The organism is Azospirillum brasilense, from assembly GCF_005222205.1.
Taxonomy (GTDB): Bacteria; Pseudomonadota; Alphaproteobacteria; order Azospirillales; family Azospirillaceae; genus Azospirillum; species Azospirillum brasilense_G.
On sequence record NZ_CP032346.1, the window covers coordinates 342464 to 359509 of the forward strand.

General features: G+C 69.1%; 17 protein-coding genes. 15 read left to right on the top strand and 2 right to left on the bottom strand.

Annotation, left to right across the window (positions count from 1 at the left end; all coding sequences use genetic code 11):
• The first annotated feature begins 21 nt into the window (after nt 1-21).
• From D3869_RS15645 to D3869_RS15665, 5 genes are all read left to right on the top strand, one after another.
• Nucleotides 22-429, top strand: coding sequence for an Hsp20/alpha crystallin family protein (locus D3869_RS15645; protein ID WP_137140919.1), 408 nt, complete (start codon nt 22-24; stop codon nt 427-429).
• A 10-nt stretch (nt 430-439) separates the two neighbouring features.
• Complete coding sequence (lon, locus tag D3869_RS15650) at nt 440-2857, top strand: endopeptidase La (RefSeq protein WP_137140920.1); 2418 nt, start codon at nt 440-442, stop codon at nt 2855-2857.
• 92 nt (nt 2858-2949) lie between these two features.
• On the top strand, nt 2950-3783 hold the full coding sequence (locus D3869_RS15655) for a DUF2076 domain-containing protein (protein WP_137140921.1): 834 nt from the start codon (nt 2950-2952) through the stop codon (nt 3781-3783).
• 159 nt (nt 3784-3942) lie between these two features.
• Entirely contained in the window at nt 3943-4476 is a 534-nt protein-coding gene (locus tag D3869_RS15660) for a MarR family transcriptional regulator (RefSeq protein ID WP_014198729.1), read from the top strand.
• Nucleotides 4477-4554: 78 nt separating this feature from the next.
• Nucleotides 4555-4959 (top strand): NifB/NifX family molybdenum-iron cluster-binding protein, encoded by a 405-nt coding sequence (locus D3869_RS15665; protein ID WP_137140922.1) that lies wholly within the window; start codon nt 4555-4557, stop codon nt 4957-4959.
• A 21-nt stretch (nt 4960-4980) separates the two neighbouring features.
• Here the strand turns inward: D3869_RS15665 and D3869_RS15670 are convergent, their stop codons facing one another.
• A complete protein-coding gene (locus D3869_RS15670; RefSeq protein ID WP_137140923.1) occupies nt 4981-5673 on the bottom strand; it encodes a sensor histidine kinase in 693 nt (230 codons plus the stop codon).
• A 244-nt stretch (nt 5674-5917) separates the two neighbouring features.
• Between D3869_RS15670 and D3869_RS15675 the strand changes: the two genes are divergently transcribed.
• Nucleotides 5918-6940 carry an esterase-like activity of phytase family protein gene (locus tag D3869_RS15675; protein WP_137140924.1) on the top strand — a complete coding sequence of 341 codons (1023 nt, stop codon included), beginning with the start codon at nt 5918-5920 and terminating at the stop codon, nt 6938-6940.
• Nucleotides 6941-6973: 33 nt separating this feature from the next.
• Here D3869_RS15675 and D3869_RS15680 read toward each other — a convergent pair whose 3' ends face one another.
• Nucleotides 6974-7555 (bottom strand): NYN domain-containing protein, encoded by a 582-nt coding sequence (locus D3869_RS15680; protein ID WP_114860002.1) that lies wholly within the window; start codon nt 7553-7555, stop codon nt 6974-6976.
• A 297-nt stretch (nt 7556-7852) separates the two neighbouring features.
• Between D3869_RS15680 and rpoZ the strand changes: the two genes are divergently transcribed.
• From rpoZ to D3869_RS15725, 9 genes are all read left to right on the top strand, one after another.
• A complete protein-coding gene (rpoZ, locus tag D3869_RS15685) occupies nt 7853-8299 on the top strand; it encodes a DNA-directed RNA polymerase subunit omega (RefSeq protein WP_137140925.1) in 447 nt (148 codons plus the stop codon).
• Nucleotides 8300-8404: 105 nt separating this feature from the next.
• Nucleotides 8405-10576 (top strand): RelA/SpoT family protein, encoded by a 2172-nt coding sequence (locus tag D3869_RS15690; protein ID WP_094302571.1) that lies wholly within the window; start codon nt 8405-8407, stop codon nt 10574-10576.
• 141 nt (nt 10577-10717) lie between these two features.
• Nucleotides 10718-11470: a pyridoxine 5'-phosphate synthase gene (locus tag D3869_RS15695; RefSeq protein WP_137140926.1), complete on the top strand. Its 753-nt coding sequence runs from the start codon at nt 10718-10720 to the stop codon at nt 11468-11470.
• Complete coding sequence (acpS, locus tag D3869_RS15700) at nt 11467-11922, top strand: holo-ACP synthase (RefSeq protein WP_114859997.1); 456 nt, start codon at nt 11467-11469, stop codon at nt 11920-11922. The genes D3869_RS15695 and acpS overlap by 4 nt, the downstream gene beginning before the upstream one ends.
• Complete coding sequence (gene lepB / locus D3869_RS15705) at nt 11919-12689, top strand: signal peptidase I (RefSeq protein ID WP_137140927.1); 771 nt, start codon at nt 11919-11921, stop codon at nt 12687-12689. The genes acpS and lepB overlap by 4 nt, the downstream gene beginning before the upstream one ends.
• Before the next feature lie 63 nt (nt 12690-12752).
• Nucleotides 12753-13502, top strand: coding sequence for a ribonuclease III (gene rnc, locus D3869_RS15710; RefSeq protein WP_137140928.1), 750 nt, complete (start codon nt 12753-12755; stop codon nt 13500-13502).
• Nucleotides 13495-14523, top strand: a complete 1029-nt coding sequence (gene era / locus D3869_RS15715) for a GTPase Era (protein WP_040134152.1) — start codon at nt 13495-13497, stop codon at nt 14521-14523. Before rnc ends, era begins: the two co-directional genes overlap by 8 nt.
• Nucleotides 14524-14602: 79 nt before the next feature.
• Complete coding sequence (locus tag D3869_RS15720; protein ID WP_137140929.1) at nt 14603-16018, top strand: YcjX family protein; 1416 nt, start codon at nt 14603-14605, stop codon at nt 16016-16018.
• The gene (locus D3869_RS15725) at nt 16015-17043 is read left to right on the top strand and encodes a YcjF family protein (protein WP_137140930.1); all 1029 of its coding nucleotides are present in this window, start codon (nt 16015-16017) and stop codon (nt 17041-17043) included. Before D3869_RS15720 ends, D3869_RS15725 begins: the two co-directional genes overlap by 4 nt.
• The last annotated feature ends 3 nt before the right edge of the window (nt 17044-17046 follow it).

The window sequence follows — 17046 nt, forward strand, 5'->3', positions numbered from 1 at the left end:
CTTTTCCTCCGAGGAGTCGCCATGCCGCCCCGCCGTGATCCCGCTTCCTTCATGTGGTCGGAGGCCGTCGAGTTGCTGGACCGTGCCGAGCGGCTGCACCGCCAGTTCTTCCGCCCGGCCCCGCCCGGCCCGCGCCGCGCCTGCTGGACTCCGCCCGTCGACGTCTACGAGACGGAGGACGCGGTGACCATCGTCGTCGCCCTTCCCGGCGTCGGCGCGGACCAGCTTCACGTCGCGGTCGAGGACGGCGTTCTGGTGGTTGCCGGGGAGCGGACGCTGCCGCTGGGCTGCGACGGGATCATCCACCGGCTTGAGATTCCCCACGGCCGCTTCGAGCGGCGGATCGAGCTGCCCGCCGGGGCCTTCCGCATGGGACGGCGCGAGCTGTCGGCGGGCTGCCTCGTGCTGACGCTCGACAAGATGGGATGAAGGACGTCCAATGACTGATGAGCACGCTGCCGAAGCGACGCCGACTCCCCAGACGCCGCCAGCCTCGCCGCCCGTCTCCGGGCTGCCGGAGGATGTGATCCCGGTCATTCCGGTGCGGAACCTCGTGCAGTTTCCCGGGGTGGTGCTGCCGGTGACGGTCGGGCGGGCGCGCTCGGTCGCCGCAGCGCAGGAGGCGGCCCGCACCGAACGGCCGGTCGGCATCCTGCTCCAGCGCGACGAGGCGGTGGAGGACCCGACCGGAGTCGACATGCACCGCGTCGGTACGACCGCCAGCATCCTGCGCTACGTCACCACGCCCGACGGCTCGCACCATCTGGTTTGCCAGGGACAGCAGCGCTTTCGCATCGTCGAGTGGGTGCCCGGCCATCCCTTCATGGCCGCCCGTGTCGAGATGGTGGAGGAAAGCGACACCGCCACGCCGGAGGTCATGGCCCGCTTCCTGAACCTGCGCAACGAGGCGGTGGAGGCGCTGCAACTGCTGCCCCAGGCCCCGCAGGAGCTTCTGGCCGCCGTCCAGGCCATCGAAAGCCCCGGCGAGCTGGCCGACATGACCGCCAGCTACATGGACCTGAAGCCCGCCGAGAAGCAGGAGGTGCTGGAGACCGTCGACCTGCCGGAACGGCTCGACAAGGTCGGCGGCCTGCTGGCCCGGCGGATCGAGGTGCTGCGTCTGTCCCGCGACCTCCGCGAGCGCACCCGCGAGGCGATGGACGAGCGGCAGCGCGAATATCTGCTGCGCGAGCAGCTCCGCGCCATCCAGAAGGAGTTGGGCGAGGCCGACGAGGGCCGTCAGGCCGAGATCGGCGAGCTTCAGGACGCCATCGCCAAGGCCGGCATGCCCCCCGATGTGCGCGAGCACGCCGAGAAGGAGTTGCGCCGGCTGGAGCGGATGCCGGAGGCGGCGGCGGAATACTCGATGGTGCGCAGCTACCTGGACTGGCTGATCGAAATGCCGTGGGACCGCCGGTCGGAATCGCGCATCGACATCGCCGAGGCGCGCCGCATCCTCGACGAGGACCATTACGGGCTGGAGAAGGTCAAACGCCGCATCCTGGAATTCCTGGCGGTGCGCAAGCTGAACCCGGAGGGGCGCAGCCCCATCCTGTGCTTCGTCGGGCCGCCGGGGGTGGGCAAGACCTCGCTCGGCCAGAGCATCGCGCGGGCGACCGGGCGGGCCTTCGCCCGCGTCTCGCTGGGCGGCGTCCATGACGAGAGCGAGATCCGCGGCCACCGCCGCACCTATGTCGGCGCGCTTCCCGGCAACATCGTCCAGGCGATCCGCAAGGCCGGAACGCGCGACTGCGTGCTGATGCTGGACGAGATGGACAAGCTGGGGCAGGGCTTCCACGGCGACCCCTCGGCCGCCCTGCTGGAGGTGCTGGACCCGGAGCAGAACGCCACCTTCCGCGACCATTACCTGGGCGTGCCCTTCGACCTGTCGAAGGTGATGTTCATCGCCACCGCCAACATGCTGGACACCATCCCCGGCCCGCTGCGCGACCGCATGGAGGTGATTGAGCTGTCCGGCTACACCGAGGACGAGAAGCTGGAGATCGCCAAGCGCTACCTGCTGGCCCGCCAGCTCGCCGCCAACGGGCTGACGGCGGAGCAGTTGGAGATCCCGGACGACACCCTGCGAGCCATCATCCGCGACCACACGCGGGAGGCGGGGAACCGCCAGCTGGAACGGCTGATCGGCGCGGTCGGGCGCTACGCCGCGGTGCGCATCGCCGAGGGCGAGGTCGAGCGGATGCGGGTCGAGCCGGCGGACCTGACGGCGATCCTCGGGCCGCCGCGCTTCGAGAACGACGTGGCGATGCGCACCAGCGTGCCCGGCGTGGCGACCGGCCTCGCCTGGACTCCGGTCGGCGGCGACATCCTGTTCATCGAGGCCAGCCGCTTTTCCGGCTCGGGGCGGCTGATCCTGACCGGCCAGCTCGGCGAGGTGATGAAGGAGAGCGCACAGGCCGCCCTCAGCCTCGTCAAGTCGCGGGTGAAGGACCTCGGCCTCGACCCGGAGGGGCTGGACCGCTTCGACATCCACATCCACGTCCCGGCCGGCGCCATCCCGAAGGACGGGCCGTCCGCCGGCGTGGCGATCTTCACGGCGCTGGTGTCGCTGCTGTCCGGGCGCTGCATCCGCTCCGACACGGCGATGACCGGGGAGATCAGCCTGCGCGGTCTGGTGCTGCCGGTCGGCGGCATCCGCGAGAAGGTGGTGGCCGCCCAGCGCGCCGGGCTGAAAACGGTGATGCTGCCCGCCCGCAACCGCAAGGACTTCGACGACATTCCCGCGGCGGTGCGCGAGCGGCTGAGCTTCGTCTGGCTGGAGCGGGTGGACGACGCCGTCCGCGCCGCCCTGGTGTCGGAGCCCTCCGTGGAGGCGGCGGAGCGCAAGGCCGGGTAGCGTTCTCCGCAGGGGCCGGAACCCTTGCGCACCGGGGGTGCGGTGCGCCACATCAATGGCGCGCCCGCACGGAGCGCGCACAGGAGACGATCATGACGCCCGAGGAACGCACCCTCCTTTCCGATCTGTTCACGCACCTGCGCGAGGTGGAGAATCAGCCCCGCGATCTGGAGGCGGAACGCTTCATCCAGCAGATGATCCAGGGCCAGCCCGCCGCCGCCTACTACATGGCGCAGTCGGTCCTGGTGCAGCAGCAGGCGCTGACCGCCGCCCAGCAGCGCATCGAGGATCTGGAGCGGCAGGTGAGGGAGGCGCAGGCCCGCGCCCAACAGAGCCAGGCCCAGCCCCCCAGCGGCGGCAGCTTCCTGTCCAACGCGCTCGGGCTGGGGCGCAGCCCGTGGGCCGGCGGGGGCAACCGTTCGGCGGAGCCGCCCGCGCCGTCGCCTCAGTCTCCTCAGGGGCCGGCCTACAACCCGATGCAGCCCCCGTCGCGCAGCCCGTGGGGGGCCGCTCCGCAAGCCGGCGGGCAACCCGGTTACGGCCAGCCCGCCTATCCGCCCCAGCCCGGTTACGCTCCGCAGCCCGGATTCGGCCCGCAGGGCTACGCGCCGCGCGGCGGCGGGTTCCTGAGCGGTGCCGCCCAGACGGCGGCCGGCGTGGCCGGCGGCATGCTGGCGGCCAGCGCCATCTCCTCGATGCTCAGCCATTCGCCGGGACCGTTCGGCGAGGCCGCGGCGGCGGCGGGCCAGACGGCCAGCCATGGCGAGACGATCATCAACAATTACTACGGCGACTCCGCCGACCAGGGCGCCGACCAGGGTCTCCCGCCGGAGGACAACAACCTCCAGAACGTCGACTATCAAACCGACGATTCCTCGTTCGATGACGGCGGCGGCGACGGTGGTGGAGACGACAGCTGGATCTGACCTTATCCAGTCCTTGGCGGAAGGCGTGCCAACCTTTGGAAAAGGTCCGGTGCGCCTTCGTGCCGCCATCACAGTTAATATAAATTAAACAGTTAGGTCCCTACGGTGCGTTGGGCAAGGCAGGCCATATTCCCCGATCCCCACGCAGACCCGAGGCCCATGACGACGCTCGTTCAGCCCCAGCCGACCGAAGACGCCGAGCGCAGCGACGCTGAGCGCAAGGCCTCCGCCACCCAGATGTACCATGAGGTGGCGCGGATCATCGAACGGATGCACCGCCGGTTCCTCGACGTTCTGCGAATCGAGCTGTCCCGCATCGGCATCGACGACATCAGCCCGGTGCAGGTCATGATGCTGCTGAACATCTCCAACGGCGAGATCAGCGTGCGCGACCTGATCGAGCGCGGCTATTACCTCGGCTCCAACGCCTCCTACAACCTGAAGCAACTGGTGGACAGCGGCTATGTGGACCGCTCCGCCTCGCCGCGCGACAAGCGCGCCGCCCGGCTGAAGCTGTCGGCCCGCGGGCTGGAGCTGTGCGAGCGGCTGCGCCACATGGCGTCGGTCCACTCCGACGGGCTGATCCGCACCGACGGTGACAGCCAGGACTTCGAGGTCACCTACCGCACGCTGCGCCGACTGGAGCGCAAATGGACGGACGTCATCCGCTCCGACGAAACGGAAATCCTCTAGCGCGCATTGACCTCCCTCAGTGTGCGCGTCGGTGCGCCGTGCCACGGTGGGGCCGCTGGGCATTGAGGGGGATGTGGGATGAAGTTCGCCGTCGGCACGCAGGATTACCGCAGCATCGCCACCCATGGCGGCCGCACCCGCCGCTTCCTGGTCTTCGAGGCCGAGGCGGGCGCCGACCCCGTCGAGGTCCATCGGATCGAGCTGGCCGAGGACGAGGTGCTCCACCTCGCCGGTGACGGGCGCCCCCATCCCATCGACGCGGTGCGGGTGGTCATCACCGGCTCCTCCGGCGAGGGCTTCATCAAGCACATGAAGCGCCGCGGCATCGAGCCGGTGACCACGCTGGAGAGCGATCCGGTGCAGGCGATCCGCGACTGGTTCGCGGGGACCGTCAAGACGGCCCCGCCGCCCGAGCATCCCCACGAGCATCACGACCACGGCCCCGGCGAGGCCCCGCATGAGTGCCACGGGGCGCCGGCCTGAGTCATCGGGCCGGCTGAGCCGTCACACGGGAAAGGACACGCTGGCGGTGGTGCCGGCGGCGTCGCTTTCCGTGTTCAGCGTGTCGCCGAGCTGGGCGGCCAGCGCTTCGGCCAGCATCAGCCCGTCCTCCGCCGTCGTGTCGAAACCGGCGGGCAGGGCGCGCCCGTTGTCCTCGACGATCAGGCGGGCGCGCCCGTTGTGCTCCTGCGTCACCGACACGCGGATCCAGCCCTGCTCCGGGTAGGCGTGGTGCAGGCTGTTGGTGATCAGCTCCGCGGTGATCAGGCCGAGCGGCATGGCCTCGTACAGACCGATCTGGATGGGGTCGCTCTTCACCTCGATCGGCACGTTGGCGAGGCCGCCGGGCGTCCCGTGCTTCACCGCGTCGGCGAGCGATTCGATGTAGCGGCCCAGATTCACATGGGTGCCGGTGCCCGATTCGTGGAGCTGGCGGTAGAGGATCGCCAGCGCTTCGATGCGGACCAGCGTCTGCTCGTAGGCGGCGCGGGCGTCCGGGTCGCGGATGCGGCCCGTTTGCAGCTTCAGCAGGCTGATGACCAGCTGGAGGCTGTTCTTGGCCCGGTGCTGAAGCTCGCGCAGTTCGGCCTCCAACTCACGGATGCGCTCCGCGATTGGGTCCTCCGGCGCCCCCGCACCGGTGGCGGGGCGATCAGCAGGCAGGGCGACCGGCTGGGACCGGAGGGGATTGAGCATCACGCAATTCTCGGCTGAAGCTGGGCAATGTTTTACTTAGGTACAGAACAATTTATGCGCTTGAACCCACTCCCGAATTGGTTCTGAGGAAGTAACCCTCTGCGCATAGCCAATTCGTTCGTCCACGTTCGGACGGAGGGGCAGGGCTTATGAGCCCGGCGGACGAAGGGTCGGAATCGCGGGCAGGCGGGGCAAGCCGGAAAATGCGTTTCCACGGCCGCCCCGTCGTGGCATGAGTGCCGCCATGCGTTTGAGAACCCTGGCGATTCCTTTCTGCGCCCTGCTGGCTGTAGCCGGCGGCTGCGCCGCGGTGGCCGGAAACGGCGGACCGTCCACCCCCTCCGTTCCGATTGCGCTGGATCCGGACCGCCCGGCTCTTGCGGAGGTCGGTGCCCTGCGGTTCCGTGGCGCTCTCCGTCTGCCCGATGGGGCGGGGGTGGGGGGGCTGTCCGGCCTGTGGGTCAGCGACTCGGGGGACCACTTCGTCGCCGTCTCCGACAACGGGAAGAGCGTCGCGGGGCGTCTGTCCTATGATGCCCAGGGGCGTCTGGCCGGCGCCGGACACTACGAGGTCCGCCCTCTGGTCATCGACAAAGACCCGGGTTACCGCGGCCGCCTCAACGACTCGGAGGACCTCGTCCGTCTGCCGGAGGGTGGCTGGCTGGTGTCGTTCGAACGCAATCACCGCATTCTCCGTTACGATGGAGCCGACCGCCCCGATGGAGCGCCGCGCAAGCTTCCGATTCCGCCGGGCCTTGAGACAGCGCCGTCGAACGGCGGGGTCGAGGCTCTGGCGGCGCTGCCGGACGGCCGCATCTTGGCCATCGAGGAAGGGGAGGACGACGGTGTTCGGGAACGCCACGCCTGGATCGCCCCCGCGAATCCGAAGGCGCGCGGGGATTGGCAACCCCTGACCTACCGCGCGGCACCGCGTTTCCGCCCGACCGCGGCAGCGGCCCTGCCCGACGGCGGGGTGCTGGTGCTGGAACGGCGGGTGTCCCTGCTGGGCGGCTGGGCGGCGCGCATCGTTCATGTGCCGGCGGACTCGCTGCGCGGCGGCGCGACGATGGACGGGGTGGAGTTGGCCCGGCTGGAGCCGCCCTTGCCGACCGACAATTTCGAAGGGATGGCGGTGCGGACCGGGCCGGACGGCGACACGCTGGTCTACATCGTCTCCGACGACAACCGCAGCCCGCTCCAGCGGACCTATCTGATGATGTTCCAGCTTCGGGCCAATGCCCTGAAGCCCGCCATCGCGGGGCGCTGACCGGACGGCGCGCCCCACGGGGTGCGGTGCGGCTCAGAAGTTGGCGTAGGGGCCGCCCTGGGCGGACAGGTCCGGCGCCCCCGGAGCGCCCGGGCTTCCCATCGGCTCGCGGTGGTGATGGACGCGGGCGATGCTCGGGGCGAGGTCCTGAAGCTCGATGAAGTTGTCGGCCTGACGGCGCAACTCGTCGGCGACCATCGGCGGCTGGGAGCGCACGGTGCTGATGACGCTGACCCGCACGCCCTTGCGCTGCACCGCTTCGACCAGCCGACGGAAATCGCCATCGCCGGAGAACAGCAGGATGTGGTCGACCCGCTCGGCCATCTCCATCACGTCGATGGCCAGCTCGATGTCCATGTTGCCCTTGATCTTGCGCCGGCCCGACGCGTCGGTGAACTCCTTGGTCGGCTTGGTCACCATGGTGTAGCCGTTGTAGTCCAGCCAATCGACCAGCGGCCGGATCGGCGAGTACTCCTGATCCTCCACCAACGCGGTGTAATAGAAGGCGCGCACCAGCCTCCCTTCCGAGGCGAAGCCGTCGCGCAGGCGCTTGTAGTCGATATCGAAGCCCAGGGACCGGGCGGCTGCGTACAAATTGGCGCCGTCGATGAACATCGCCAGACGCTCTTCCTTATAAAAGAGCTTCGTAACATCTTTCGGCAAAGTCGTATTGCGGTCCAATTCCGTAATCCTTCCACGATGGATTGAATTATATGTCGGGCATACGCGAAATTGCGATTCACCAGATAAGTAACGTAGGGGTTCGTCTACGCGCGAGCAAGGGGGCGCGCGGGCATGGGGCCTCTGCGGGCGGGGTACGGCGGGTGGGGCCGGCGAAGCTCGAAGCGCTTGCGCCGGCGCGAACGCATCAATATATTCGGTTCCCTTCGCAGATCCCGGAGTTGGTTTGGTATGGCCCGCGTTACCGTCGAAGATTGCGTCCTCAAGGTTCCGAACCGGTTTGAGCTGGTCATGATGGCGGCCCAGCGCGCGCGTGAGATCGCGTCCGGCGCCCCGCTGTCGATCGACCGCGACAACGACAAGAACCCGGTCGTTGCCCTGCGCGAGATCGCCGATGAGACGGTGATGCTGGAGCATCTGAAGAACGCCCTGATCAAGGGCCATCAGAAGCATGTCGAACCGGACGAGCCCGAGGAGGAGATCGTCGAGCTGATGGCCGGCGAGAACGACTGGGCCGCCCGCGGCGACACGTCGCTGGAGGACGAGGACGGGATGAGCGAGGCGGAGGAGGTCGGCGAAGGCGACGACCTGCTGTCCGACATGGAGAGCGATCCGGCGGCGGCCTTCGGCATGACCGAGGACGATGTCGTCGGCCGTGATGCGGACGGAGATCTCTGACGCTGACCGACTGCGACCGGCTGTGGGGGCCAACGGCCCCCGTTTCCGTCGACCAACCATTCATTTGCGAAACTTCATGGCGCACGCTGCGCCGGGTCGGGTGGCATGATCCGGCAATATGAGCTTGTCGAACGCGTCAAGGCGTACGACCCCTCGGCGGACGAGGAGCTGCTCAACCGCGCCTACGTCTTCTCCATGAAGGCGCACGGTTCGCAGACCCGCGCCTCGGGCGATCCCTATTTCCTCCACCCGCTGGAAGTCGCCGGCATCCTCACCCAGCTCAAGCTGGACGCCGGGACCATCGCGACGGCGCTGCTGCACGACACGGTCGAAGACACGGTCGCCACGCTGGAGGACATCGAAAAGCACTTCGGCAAGGAGATCGCCCGTCTGGTCGACGGCGTGACCAAGCTGTCGCGCCTGGAACTGCACAGCGAGCAGGCCAAGCAGGCCGAGAATTTCCGCAAGCTGGTGTTGGCCATGTCGGAGGACATCCGCGTCCTCCTCGTGAAGCTGGCCGACCGCCTGCACAACATGCGCACGCTGTTCCACCTGAAGAACCCGGACAAGCGCAAGCGCATCGCCCGCGAAACGATCGAGATCTACGCGCCGCTCGCCGAGCGCATCGGCATGCATCAGGTCAAGGACGAGCTGGAGGATCTCTCCTTCGCGGAGCTGAACCCGGACGCCCGCGACAGCATCCTGGCCCAGCTCTCCCGCCTGCGCACCGAGGGCGAGAACCGCGTCCAGCGGATCATCCAGGAACTCCGCGGCACGCTGGCGGAGGAGGGGCTGCCGAACGCCGGGGTCACCGGGCGCGAGAAGACCGCCTATTCGATCTGGCGCAAGCTGCAGCGCAAGAACGTCAGCTTCGAGCAGCTGTCGGACATCATGGCCTTCCGGATCATGGTGGACACGGTGCCGGAATGCTATCAGGCGCTGGGCGTCATCCACGCCCACTACCCGGTCGTTCCGGGGCGCTTCAAGGACTACATCTCGACGCCCAAGCCCAACGGCTACCGCTCGCTCCACACCGGGGTGATCGGTCCGGAGCGCAACCGGATCGAAGTGCAGATCCGCACCAGCGACATGCACGAGATCTGCGAACTCGGCGTCGCCGCCCACTGGGCCTACAAGCAGGGCGAGCCGCGGACCCAGCAGGGGCGCGAGTACCGCTGGCTGCGCGAGCTTCTGGACATCCTGGAGCACGCCCAGAAGCCCGAGGAGTTCCTGGAGCACACCAAGCTGGAGCTGTTCCAGGACCAGGTCTTCTGCTTCACGCCGAAGGGCGACCTGATCGCGCTGCCGCGCGGGGCGACTCCGGTGGACTTCGCCTACGCCGTCCATTCCGAGGTCGGCGACCACTGCGTCGGCGCCAAGATCAACGGACGCATGCTGCCGCTGCGCACGCAGCTGCAAAACGGCGATCAGGTCGACATCATCACCTCCAAGGCCCAGACCCCGGTTCCGGGCTGGGAACGCTTCGTCGTCACCGGCAAGGCGCGGGCGCGCATCCGCAAGTTCCTGCGCACCCAGCAGCGCACCCAGTACATCGAGCTGGGCCGCGCCATCCTGCAGCGCCAGTTCAAGTCGGAAGGCTACGAGTTCTCGGAAAAGGCGCTGGAAGGCGTCATCAAGATCTTCCAGCAGCCGAGCGCCGACGACCTGCTGGCCAGCGTCGGGTCCGGCCTGCATTCCGGCCGCGAGGTCTTCCACGCCGTCTTCCCCGGCCACAAGCCGCATGTGGCGACGCCGAAGGAAGGTGACGACAAGAACGCCATCACGGTGCCGAAGCCCAAGCCGAAGGCGAAGGGCAACAACGCGCCGCTGCCGATCCGCGGCCTGATCCCCGGCATGGCGGTCCACTACGCCCGCTGCTGCCACCCGCTGCCGGGCGACCGCATCGTCGGCATCGTGACCACCGGCAAGGGCGTGACCATCCACACCATCGACTGCGAGACTCTGGAGAGCTTCCACGAGTCGCCGGAGCGCTGGATCGACGTCGCCTGGGACATCGGTCCGGACAGCCCGGAGGAGCATGTCGGGCGCATCTCGCTGGTGGTCAACAACGAGCCGGGCTCGCTCGGCACGCTGTCCACGGTCATCGGCAAGAACGGCGGCAACATCACGAACCTGAAGATCACCAGCCGCAACACCGACTTCTTCGAGCTGCTGATCGACATCGACGTGAAGGACGCCAAGCATCTGACCAACATCATGGCGGCGCTGCGCGCCACCCCCGCCATCAACGCGGTGGAGCGGGCGCGGGGGCGGTGACTCCGGCGGCGCGGCACCGCCGGGGCGAAAGCCCGACAATGACGGCGTGACGCGACGCTGCACCGCCGCTATATAGCAGGGAGAACCGGTGCCCGCCGGATGCAGGATGCGGGACCGGCGCGACACCGGAGTTTCGAGCCTATGCCCCGCCCTCTGCGCCTCGGCGTGAACATCGACCATGTGGCGACCGTCCGCAACGCGCGGGGCGGGCGCCACCCCGATCCCGTGCGCGCCGCGAAGCTCGCCGCCGAGGCCGGGGCCGACGGCATCACCGCCCATCTGCGCGAAGACCGCCGCCATATCACCGATTCCGACATCGACCGTCTGATGGCGGAGATCAAGCTGCCGCTGAACCTGGAGATGGCGGCGACGGACGAGATGCTCGCCATCGCGCTGCGCCACAAGCCGCACGCCTGCTGCCTCGTCCCGGAGAAGCGCACCGAGGTCACCACCGAAGGCGGGCTGGACGTCGCCGGGCAGATGGAAAATCTGAAGCGCACCGTCGGCGATCTCGGCGCCGCGGGCATCCGCGTCTCGCTGTTCATCGACCCGGAGCCGGCGCAGCTCGACGCGGCGAAGGCCTTGGGCGCGCCCGTGGTGGAACTGCACACCGGCGCCTATTGCGACGCGCCCGCCGGGGCGGAGCGCGCGGCGGAGCTGGAGCGCATCGTCCGGGCGGCGGCCCACGCCGAGGCGATCGGCCTGGAGTGCCACGCCGGTCATGGGCTGAGCTACGAGACGGTCGGGGCGGTCGCCGCCATCCCGACCATCGTCGAGCTGAACATCGGTCATTTCCTGATCGGCGAGGCGATCTTCGTCGGGCTGGGCAACACGCTCCAGCGCATGCGCGCCGTCATGAAGGACGCCCGCGCTGCGGCGAGGAGCGTCTCATGATCCTCGGCATCGGGAACGACCTGATCGACATCCGCCGGATCGAGCAGTCGCTGGACCGGTTCGGGGACCGCTTCATCGCCCGAATCTTCACCGATGTGGAGCGCGCGAAGTCCGAGCGCCGCGCCGGCGCCGCCGGCAAGCACAGCGCGCGGGCCGCGACCTACGCAAAGCGCTTCGCCGCCAAGGAGGCCTGCTCCAAGGCGCTGGGCACCGGCTTCCGCGACGGCGTGTTCTGGCGCGACATGGGGGTGGTGAACCTGCCCTCCGGCCAGCCGACCATGCGCCTGACCGGCGGGGCGCTGGAGCGGCTGCAGGCGATCACGCCGCCCGGCATGCAGGCGCGCATCCACGTGACGCTGACCGACGAGTACCCGATGGCCGAGGCCTTCGTCATCATCAGCGCCGAGCCGGCCGACACTTCCATCACCACCTCCACGGCACCATCCGCATGACCATGAACAGAGAGACCGCCTTGACCGGCAAAACCAAAGAGACAGGCGGCTTTGCCGAGACGGTGAAGACGGTCTTCTACGCGGTCATCATCGCCTTCGGCGTGCGGACCTTCGCCTTCGAGCCTTTCAACATCCCGTCCGGGTCGATGATCCCGACGCTGCTGATCGGCGACTATCTGTTCGTGTCCAAGTTCTCCTACGGATACAGCAAGTACACGGTCGGCTTCGGGCTGCCGCTGTTCGAGGGGCGCATCCTCGGCCACGCGCCGGAGCGCGGCGACGTCGCCGTGTTCAAGCTGCCGCGCGACAACAAGACCGACTACATCAAGCGCGTCATCGGCCTGCCGGGCGACACCGTCCAGGTGACCGGCGGCGTTCTGCACATCAACGGCCAGCCGGTGAAGCGCGAGCGCATCGAGGACTATGTGTCCCGCGACGCGCTGGGCCGCGAGGTCCGCATTGCCCAATATGTGGAGACCCTGCCGGGCGGGCGCAGCCACCGCATCATCGAGGAGTCGGACAACGGTCCGCTCGACAACACCCCGGCCTTCAAGGTGCCGGCGAACCACCTGTTCATGATGGGCGACAACCGCGACAACTCGCTGGACAGCCGCGTCCCGTCGCAGGTGGGGTATGTCCCGATGGAGAATCTGGTCGGACGCGCCGAATTCCTGTTCTTCTCGCTGGAGGACGGGACGCGCTTCTTCGAGGTGTGGCGCTGGCCGGCGGACCTGCGGTTCAGCCGCCTGTTCAACGCCGTGAAGTGAGCCCCGCACAGCACCGGGGCGCGGAGACCGATTATTGTGAGCGCTGAAGAACGGGGGACACCCATGGCGTCCGACGCGGACGTGAGCGCCGATTCCGCCGACCTTGCGGGGCTGGCCGCCGCCATCGGCCACCGCTTTGCCGACCCGCAACGGCTGGCCGACGCGGTCACCCATCCCAGCCTGATGGGGCTGGAACGCAACGTTCGCGGTGGACGGCCCGAGCAGGGGCCGGGCCTCGCCTATGAACGGCTGGAGTTCCTGGGCGACCGGGTGCTCGGCCTCGTCATCGCGGAATGGCTGCTGGAGCGCTTCCCCAACGAGCGCGAGGGCGCGCTTGCCAAGCGGCATGTCTCGCTGGTCCGGCGGGAGGCGCTGAGCCGCGTCGCCGACGCGTTGCAGCTGGGGCGCTACCTGCGCCTGTCCCCGTCCGAGGCGCAGGGCGGCGGGCGCAGCAACAACACCATCCTGGCGGACGCCTGCGAGGCGGTGATCGGGGCGCTCTATCTGGATGGCGGCATGGACAAGGCGCGGGACTTCATCCGCGGGGCCTGGGCCGGGCAGATCGACCGCGCGGACCCGCCGCCGCTGGATTCCAAGACGGCGTTGCAGGAATGGGCGCAGGGCAACAAGCGGCCCCTTCCCACCTATGAACTGATCGAGCAGAGCGGCCCGGCGCACGAGCCGGTGTTCCGCATCGCGGTCCGTCTGAAGGGCATGGAGCCGGTGACGGCCACCGGCCCGTCCAAGCGGGTCGCCGAACGGAAAGCGGCCAGCGCCTTGCTGCGCCAATTGGGAGTGCAGGTCGATGACTGACGGCCGCGACAAGTTTGAAGACGACGATTTCGACGATAAGGACGAGGGCGTGAGCGAGAGCGTGGATGAGGGTGCCGACACTGGTGCCGAAGAAGGCGCCGAAGAGGCTGCCTATGTGCCCGAGAACCCGCGCTGTGGATTCGTCGCCCTGGTCGGCGCGCCGAACGCCGGGAAGTCCACCCTGCTGAACGCGATGGTCGGCTCCAAGGTGTCGATCGTCAGCTCCAAGGTGCAGACGACCCGCACGCGCGTGCTGGGCATCACCATCGCCGGCGACAGCCAGATCATCTTCGTGGACACCCCCGGCATCTTCAAGCCGAAGCGCCGGCTGGACCGCGCCATGGTGGCCGCGGCCTGGCAGGGGGCGGAGGATGCCGATCTGGTCGGCCTGCTGTTCGACGTGTCGCGCCGCAGCATCGACCAGGACACGCAGGGCATCATCGCCCGGCTGAAGGAGCAGGGGCGCAAGGCCATCCTGATCCTGAACAAGATCGACCTCGTGCCGCGCGAGAAGCTGCTGGGCCTCGCCGACAGCTTCAACCAGGAAGGCATCTTCACCGACATCTTCATGCTGTCCGCCTCGACCGGCGACGGCGTGGAGCATCTGCGCGGCTTCCTGGCCGCCCGCATGCCGGAAGGCCCCTGGCATTACCCGGAGGACCAGATCTCCGACATGCCGATGCGTCTCCTGGCGGCGGAGATCACCCGCGAGAAGCTGTTCCAGCAGCTTCACCAGGAACTCCCCTACGCGGCGACGGTCGAGACCGAGCAGTGGGAGGAGTTCGAGAACGGGTCGGTCAAGATCTCCCAGGTCGTGTATGTCCAGCGCGACAGCCAGAAGGCCATCGTGCTCGGCAAGCAGGGCTCCCGCATCAAGGCGCTGGGGCAGGCCGCCCGCACCGAGCTGGAGGAGATGCTGGAGCAGCGCGTGCACCTGATGCTGTTCGTCAAGGTGCGCGAGGACTGGGAGAACGACCCGGAGCGCTACGAGGCGTGGAACCTCGACTTCGGCGCGTCCTAAAGCGCCGGTCAGGGTATAGGCGCGGGCGGACGGTCCCCCATATAGAGGGGCGATCGTCCCCAACAGTGACCGGCTGACCGTGCGCGTGCCCATTTTCAACGACCTGTACGACGCCGGCTCGCGCCTGTTGGGGCGGGCCGGCGATCTCGTTTCCGGCGGCATCCTGGAGCAGGACGTCCGTCTCGGCGTCACCGGCCTGCGGCGGTCCGGCAAGACCGTCTTCGTCACCTCGCTCGTCGACAACCTGCTGAAGGCCGGGCGGCTCCCCTTCCTCGACGTCGTGTCCTCCGGCCGCTTCCAGGCGTCGCGGCTGCGTCCGCAGCCCGACGCCCAGGTCCCCCGCTTCGAGGTGGAGCAGCGGCTGGCCGAACTGGCCGGTCCGTCGCCCCATTGGCCGACCGAGACTCGGGGGATCAGCCAGCTCCGCCTGTCCATGCGCTACCGCCCGAACGCCGTGCTGAAGCGCACGGTGCAGCCGGTCGCCACCCTGAATCTGGACATTGTCGACTATCCCGGCGAATGGCTGCTCGACCTGCCGCTGCTCCACCAGTCCTTCGCGGAATGGAGCGCGCTGACCCTGGAGCTGGCCGGGCGGGCGCCGCGCGACGAGCTGTCGGTGTCCTGGCGCGGTTGGCTCGCCACCATCGACACGGCGGCCCCGGCGGAGGAGGAGCAGGCGCGGCGCGGGGCGGCGCTGTTCACCGACTACCTGCACGCCTGTCGCCGCTCCGACAATCTGCTCAGCCTGATCCAGCCGGGGCGCTTCGTCGAACCGGGCGACATGGCCAACGCGCCGCTGCTGACCTTCTGCCCGCTGCCGGGCGACCGTCCGCGTGCGCGCGGCAGCCTGTGGGCGCTGATGGAGGACCGCTACGAGGCGTACAAGTCCAAGGTGGTCCGCCGCTTCTTCGCCGAGCATTTCGCGCGGCTCGACCGCCAGATCGTCCTGATCGACGTGCTGGGCGCGCTGAACTCCGGACCGGCGGGCATGGCGGACATGAAGCGTGCCCTGGAGCTGAGTCTGGAGCCGTTCCGCCACGGGTCGAGCAGTTGGCTGGACTGGCTGCTGGGCCGGAAGATCGATCGCGTGCTGTTCGCCGCGACCAAGGCCGACCATGTCGCCTCGCACCAGCACAACAGCCTGCGCCATCTGCTGGACCGGCTGGTCTCCGACGCCCGCGCCGGCATCCGCTTCGAAGGGGCGCAGGTGGAGACCATGGCGATCGCCGCCCTGAAATCGACCGAGACGGTGGTGACCGAGCATGAGGGGCGGCAGTTGCGCTGCGTGCGCGGCGTGCCGCTCGGCCGCGACCGCCCGACTGTGCTGTTCCCCGGCGAGATCCCGGAGGACGCCGACTTCCCGCCGGGGCAGGAGCGGCCTTACAATTTCATGGCCTTCCAGCCGCCCGCCGACCTCGCCCGCGAGGCGCGCGGTCTGCCGCACATCCGCCTGGATCAGGCCATGCAGTTCCTGCTGGGGGATTATCTGGAATGAGCGAGCGCACGCGCGACCGCCACTGGGTCCCGCCGATGGAGCTGGACCCCACCCGCGCCGCTCCGGTCCCCGCGGCGGAGGAGGAGGCGATCATCGCCGGCCCCCTGGCCGGTTCGGCGGCGGAACGCCTCCCGGCGCTGCTGGCGGAGGACCGGCCGCGCAGCCGGCTGGGCCGCTGGCTCGCCGGGTCGGTCGCCGCGCTGGTGCTGATCGCACTGGGCTTCGACACCTGGGACCTGTTCAACCGCGCCTTCGCCACCAGCGCCGCGCTGGGCGTCCTGGTGGCCGCCGCCGTGACGGTGGCGGGCGGGGCGGCGCTCGCCATGCTGCTGCGCGAACTGCGCGCGCTGCGCCGCCTGCGCAGGATCGAGGAGCTGCGCGGCGAGGCCGGGCGCCTGTCCATGGAGATCGTGACCAAGGCCGGGGAGCCGGGCCACGCCGAGCGCTTCGCCGGGTCGCTGACCCGCCTCTATGAGGGGCGCCCTGATCTGGCGCCCTCGCTGGAGCGGGTGCGCGACCATGTGACGGACGCCCACGACGACGCGGAGATCCTGCGCCTGCTCGACCGCGAGGTGATGGGGCCGCTCGATCGCCGCGCCTACCATACCGTCCTGCGGGCGTCGCGCGACACGGCCGTGGCGACGGCGCTCAGCCCGGCCGCGGTCGTCGACCTCGCGGTGGTTCTGTGGCGCAACCTGAAGCTGGTGCGGGAGATCGCGGCGCTCTACGGCGCGCGGCCCGGCTATGTCGGGTCGCTGCGGCTGTTGCGGCGGATGCTCGCCAACCTCGCGGTGGCCGGGGTGGCCGAGAGCGCCCACCATGTCGCCGTCGAGGCGCTGGGCGGCTCCATCGCCGCGGCCATCTCCACCCGCATGGGGCAGGGGGTGATCAACGGTCTGCTGACCGCGCGGGTCGGGCTGACCGCCATGCATCTGTGCCGCCCCATCGCCTTCGGGCCGGACAACCGGCCGAGCATGGGCCAGATCCGCAAGGAGCTGCTGTCGCTGCCGAAGCAGGTGCTGTAGCCG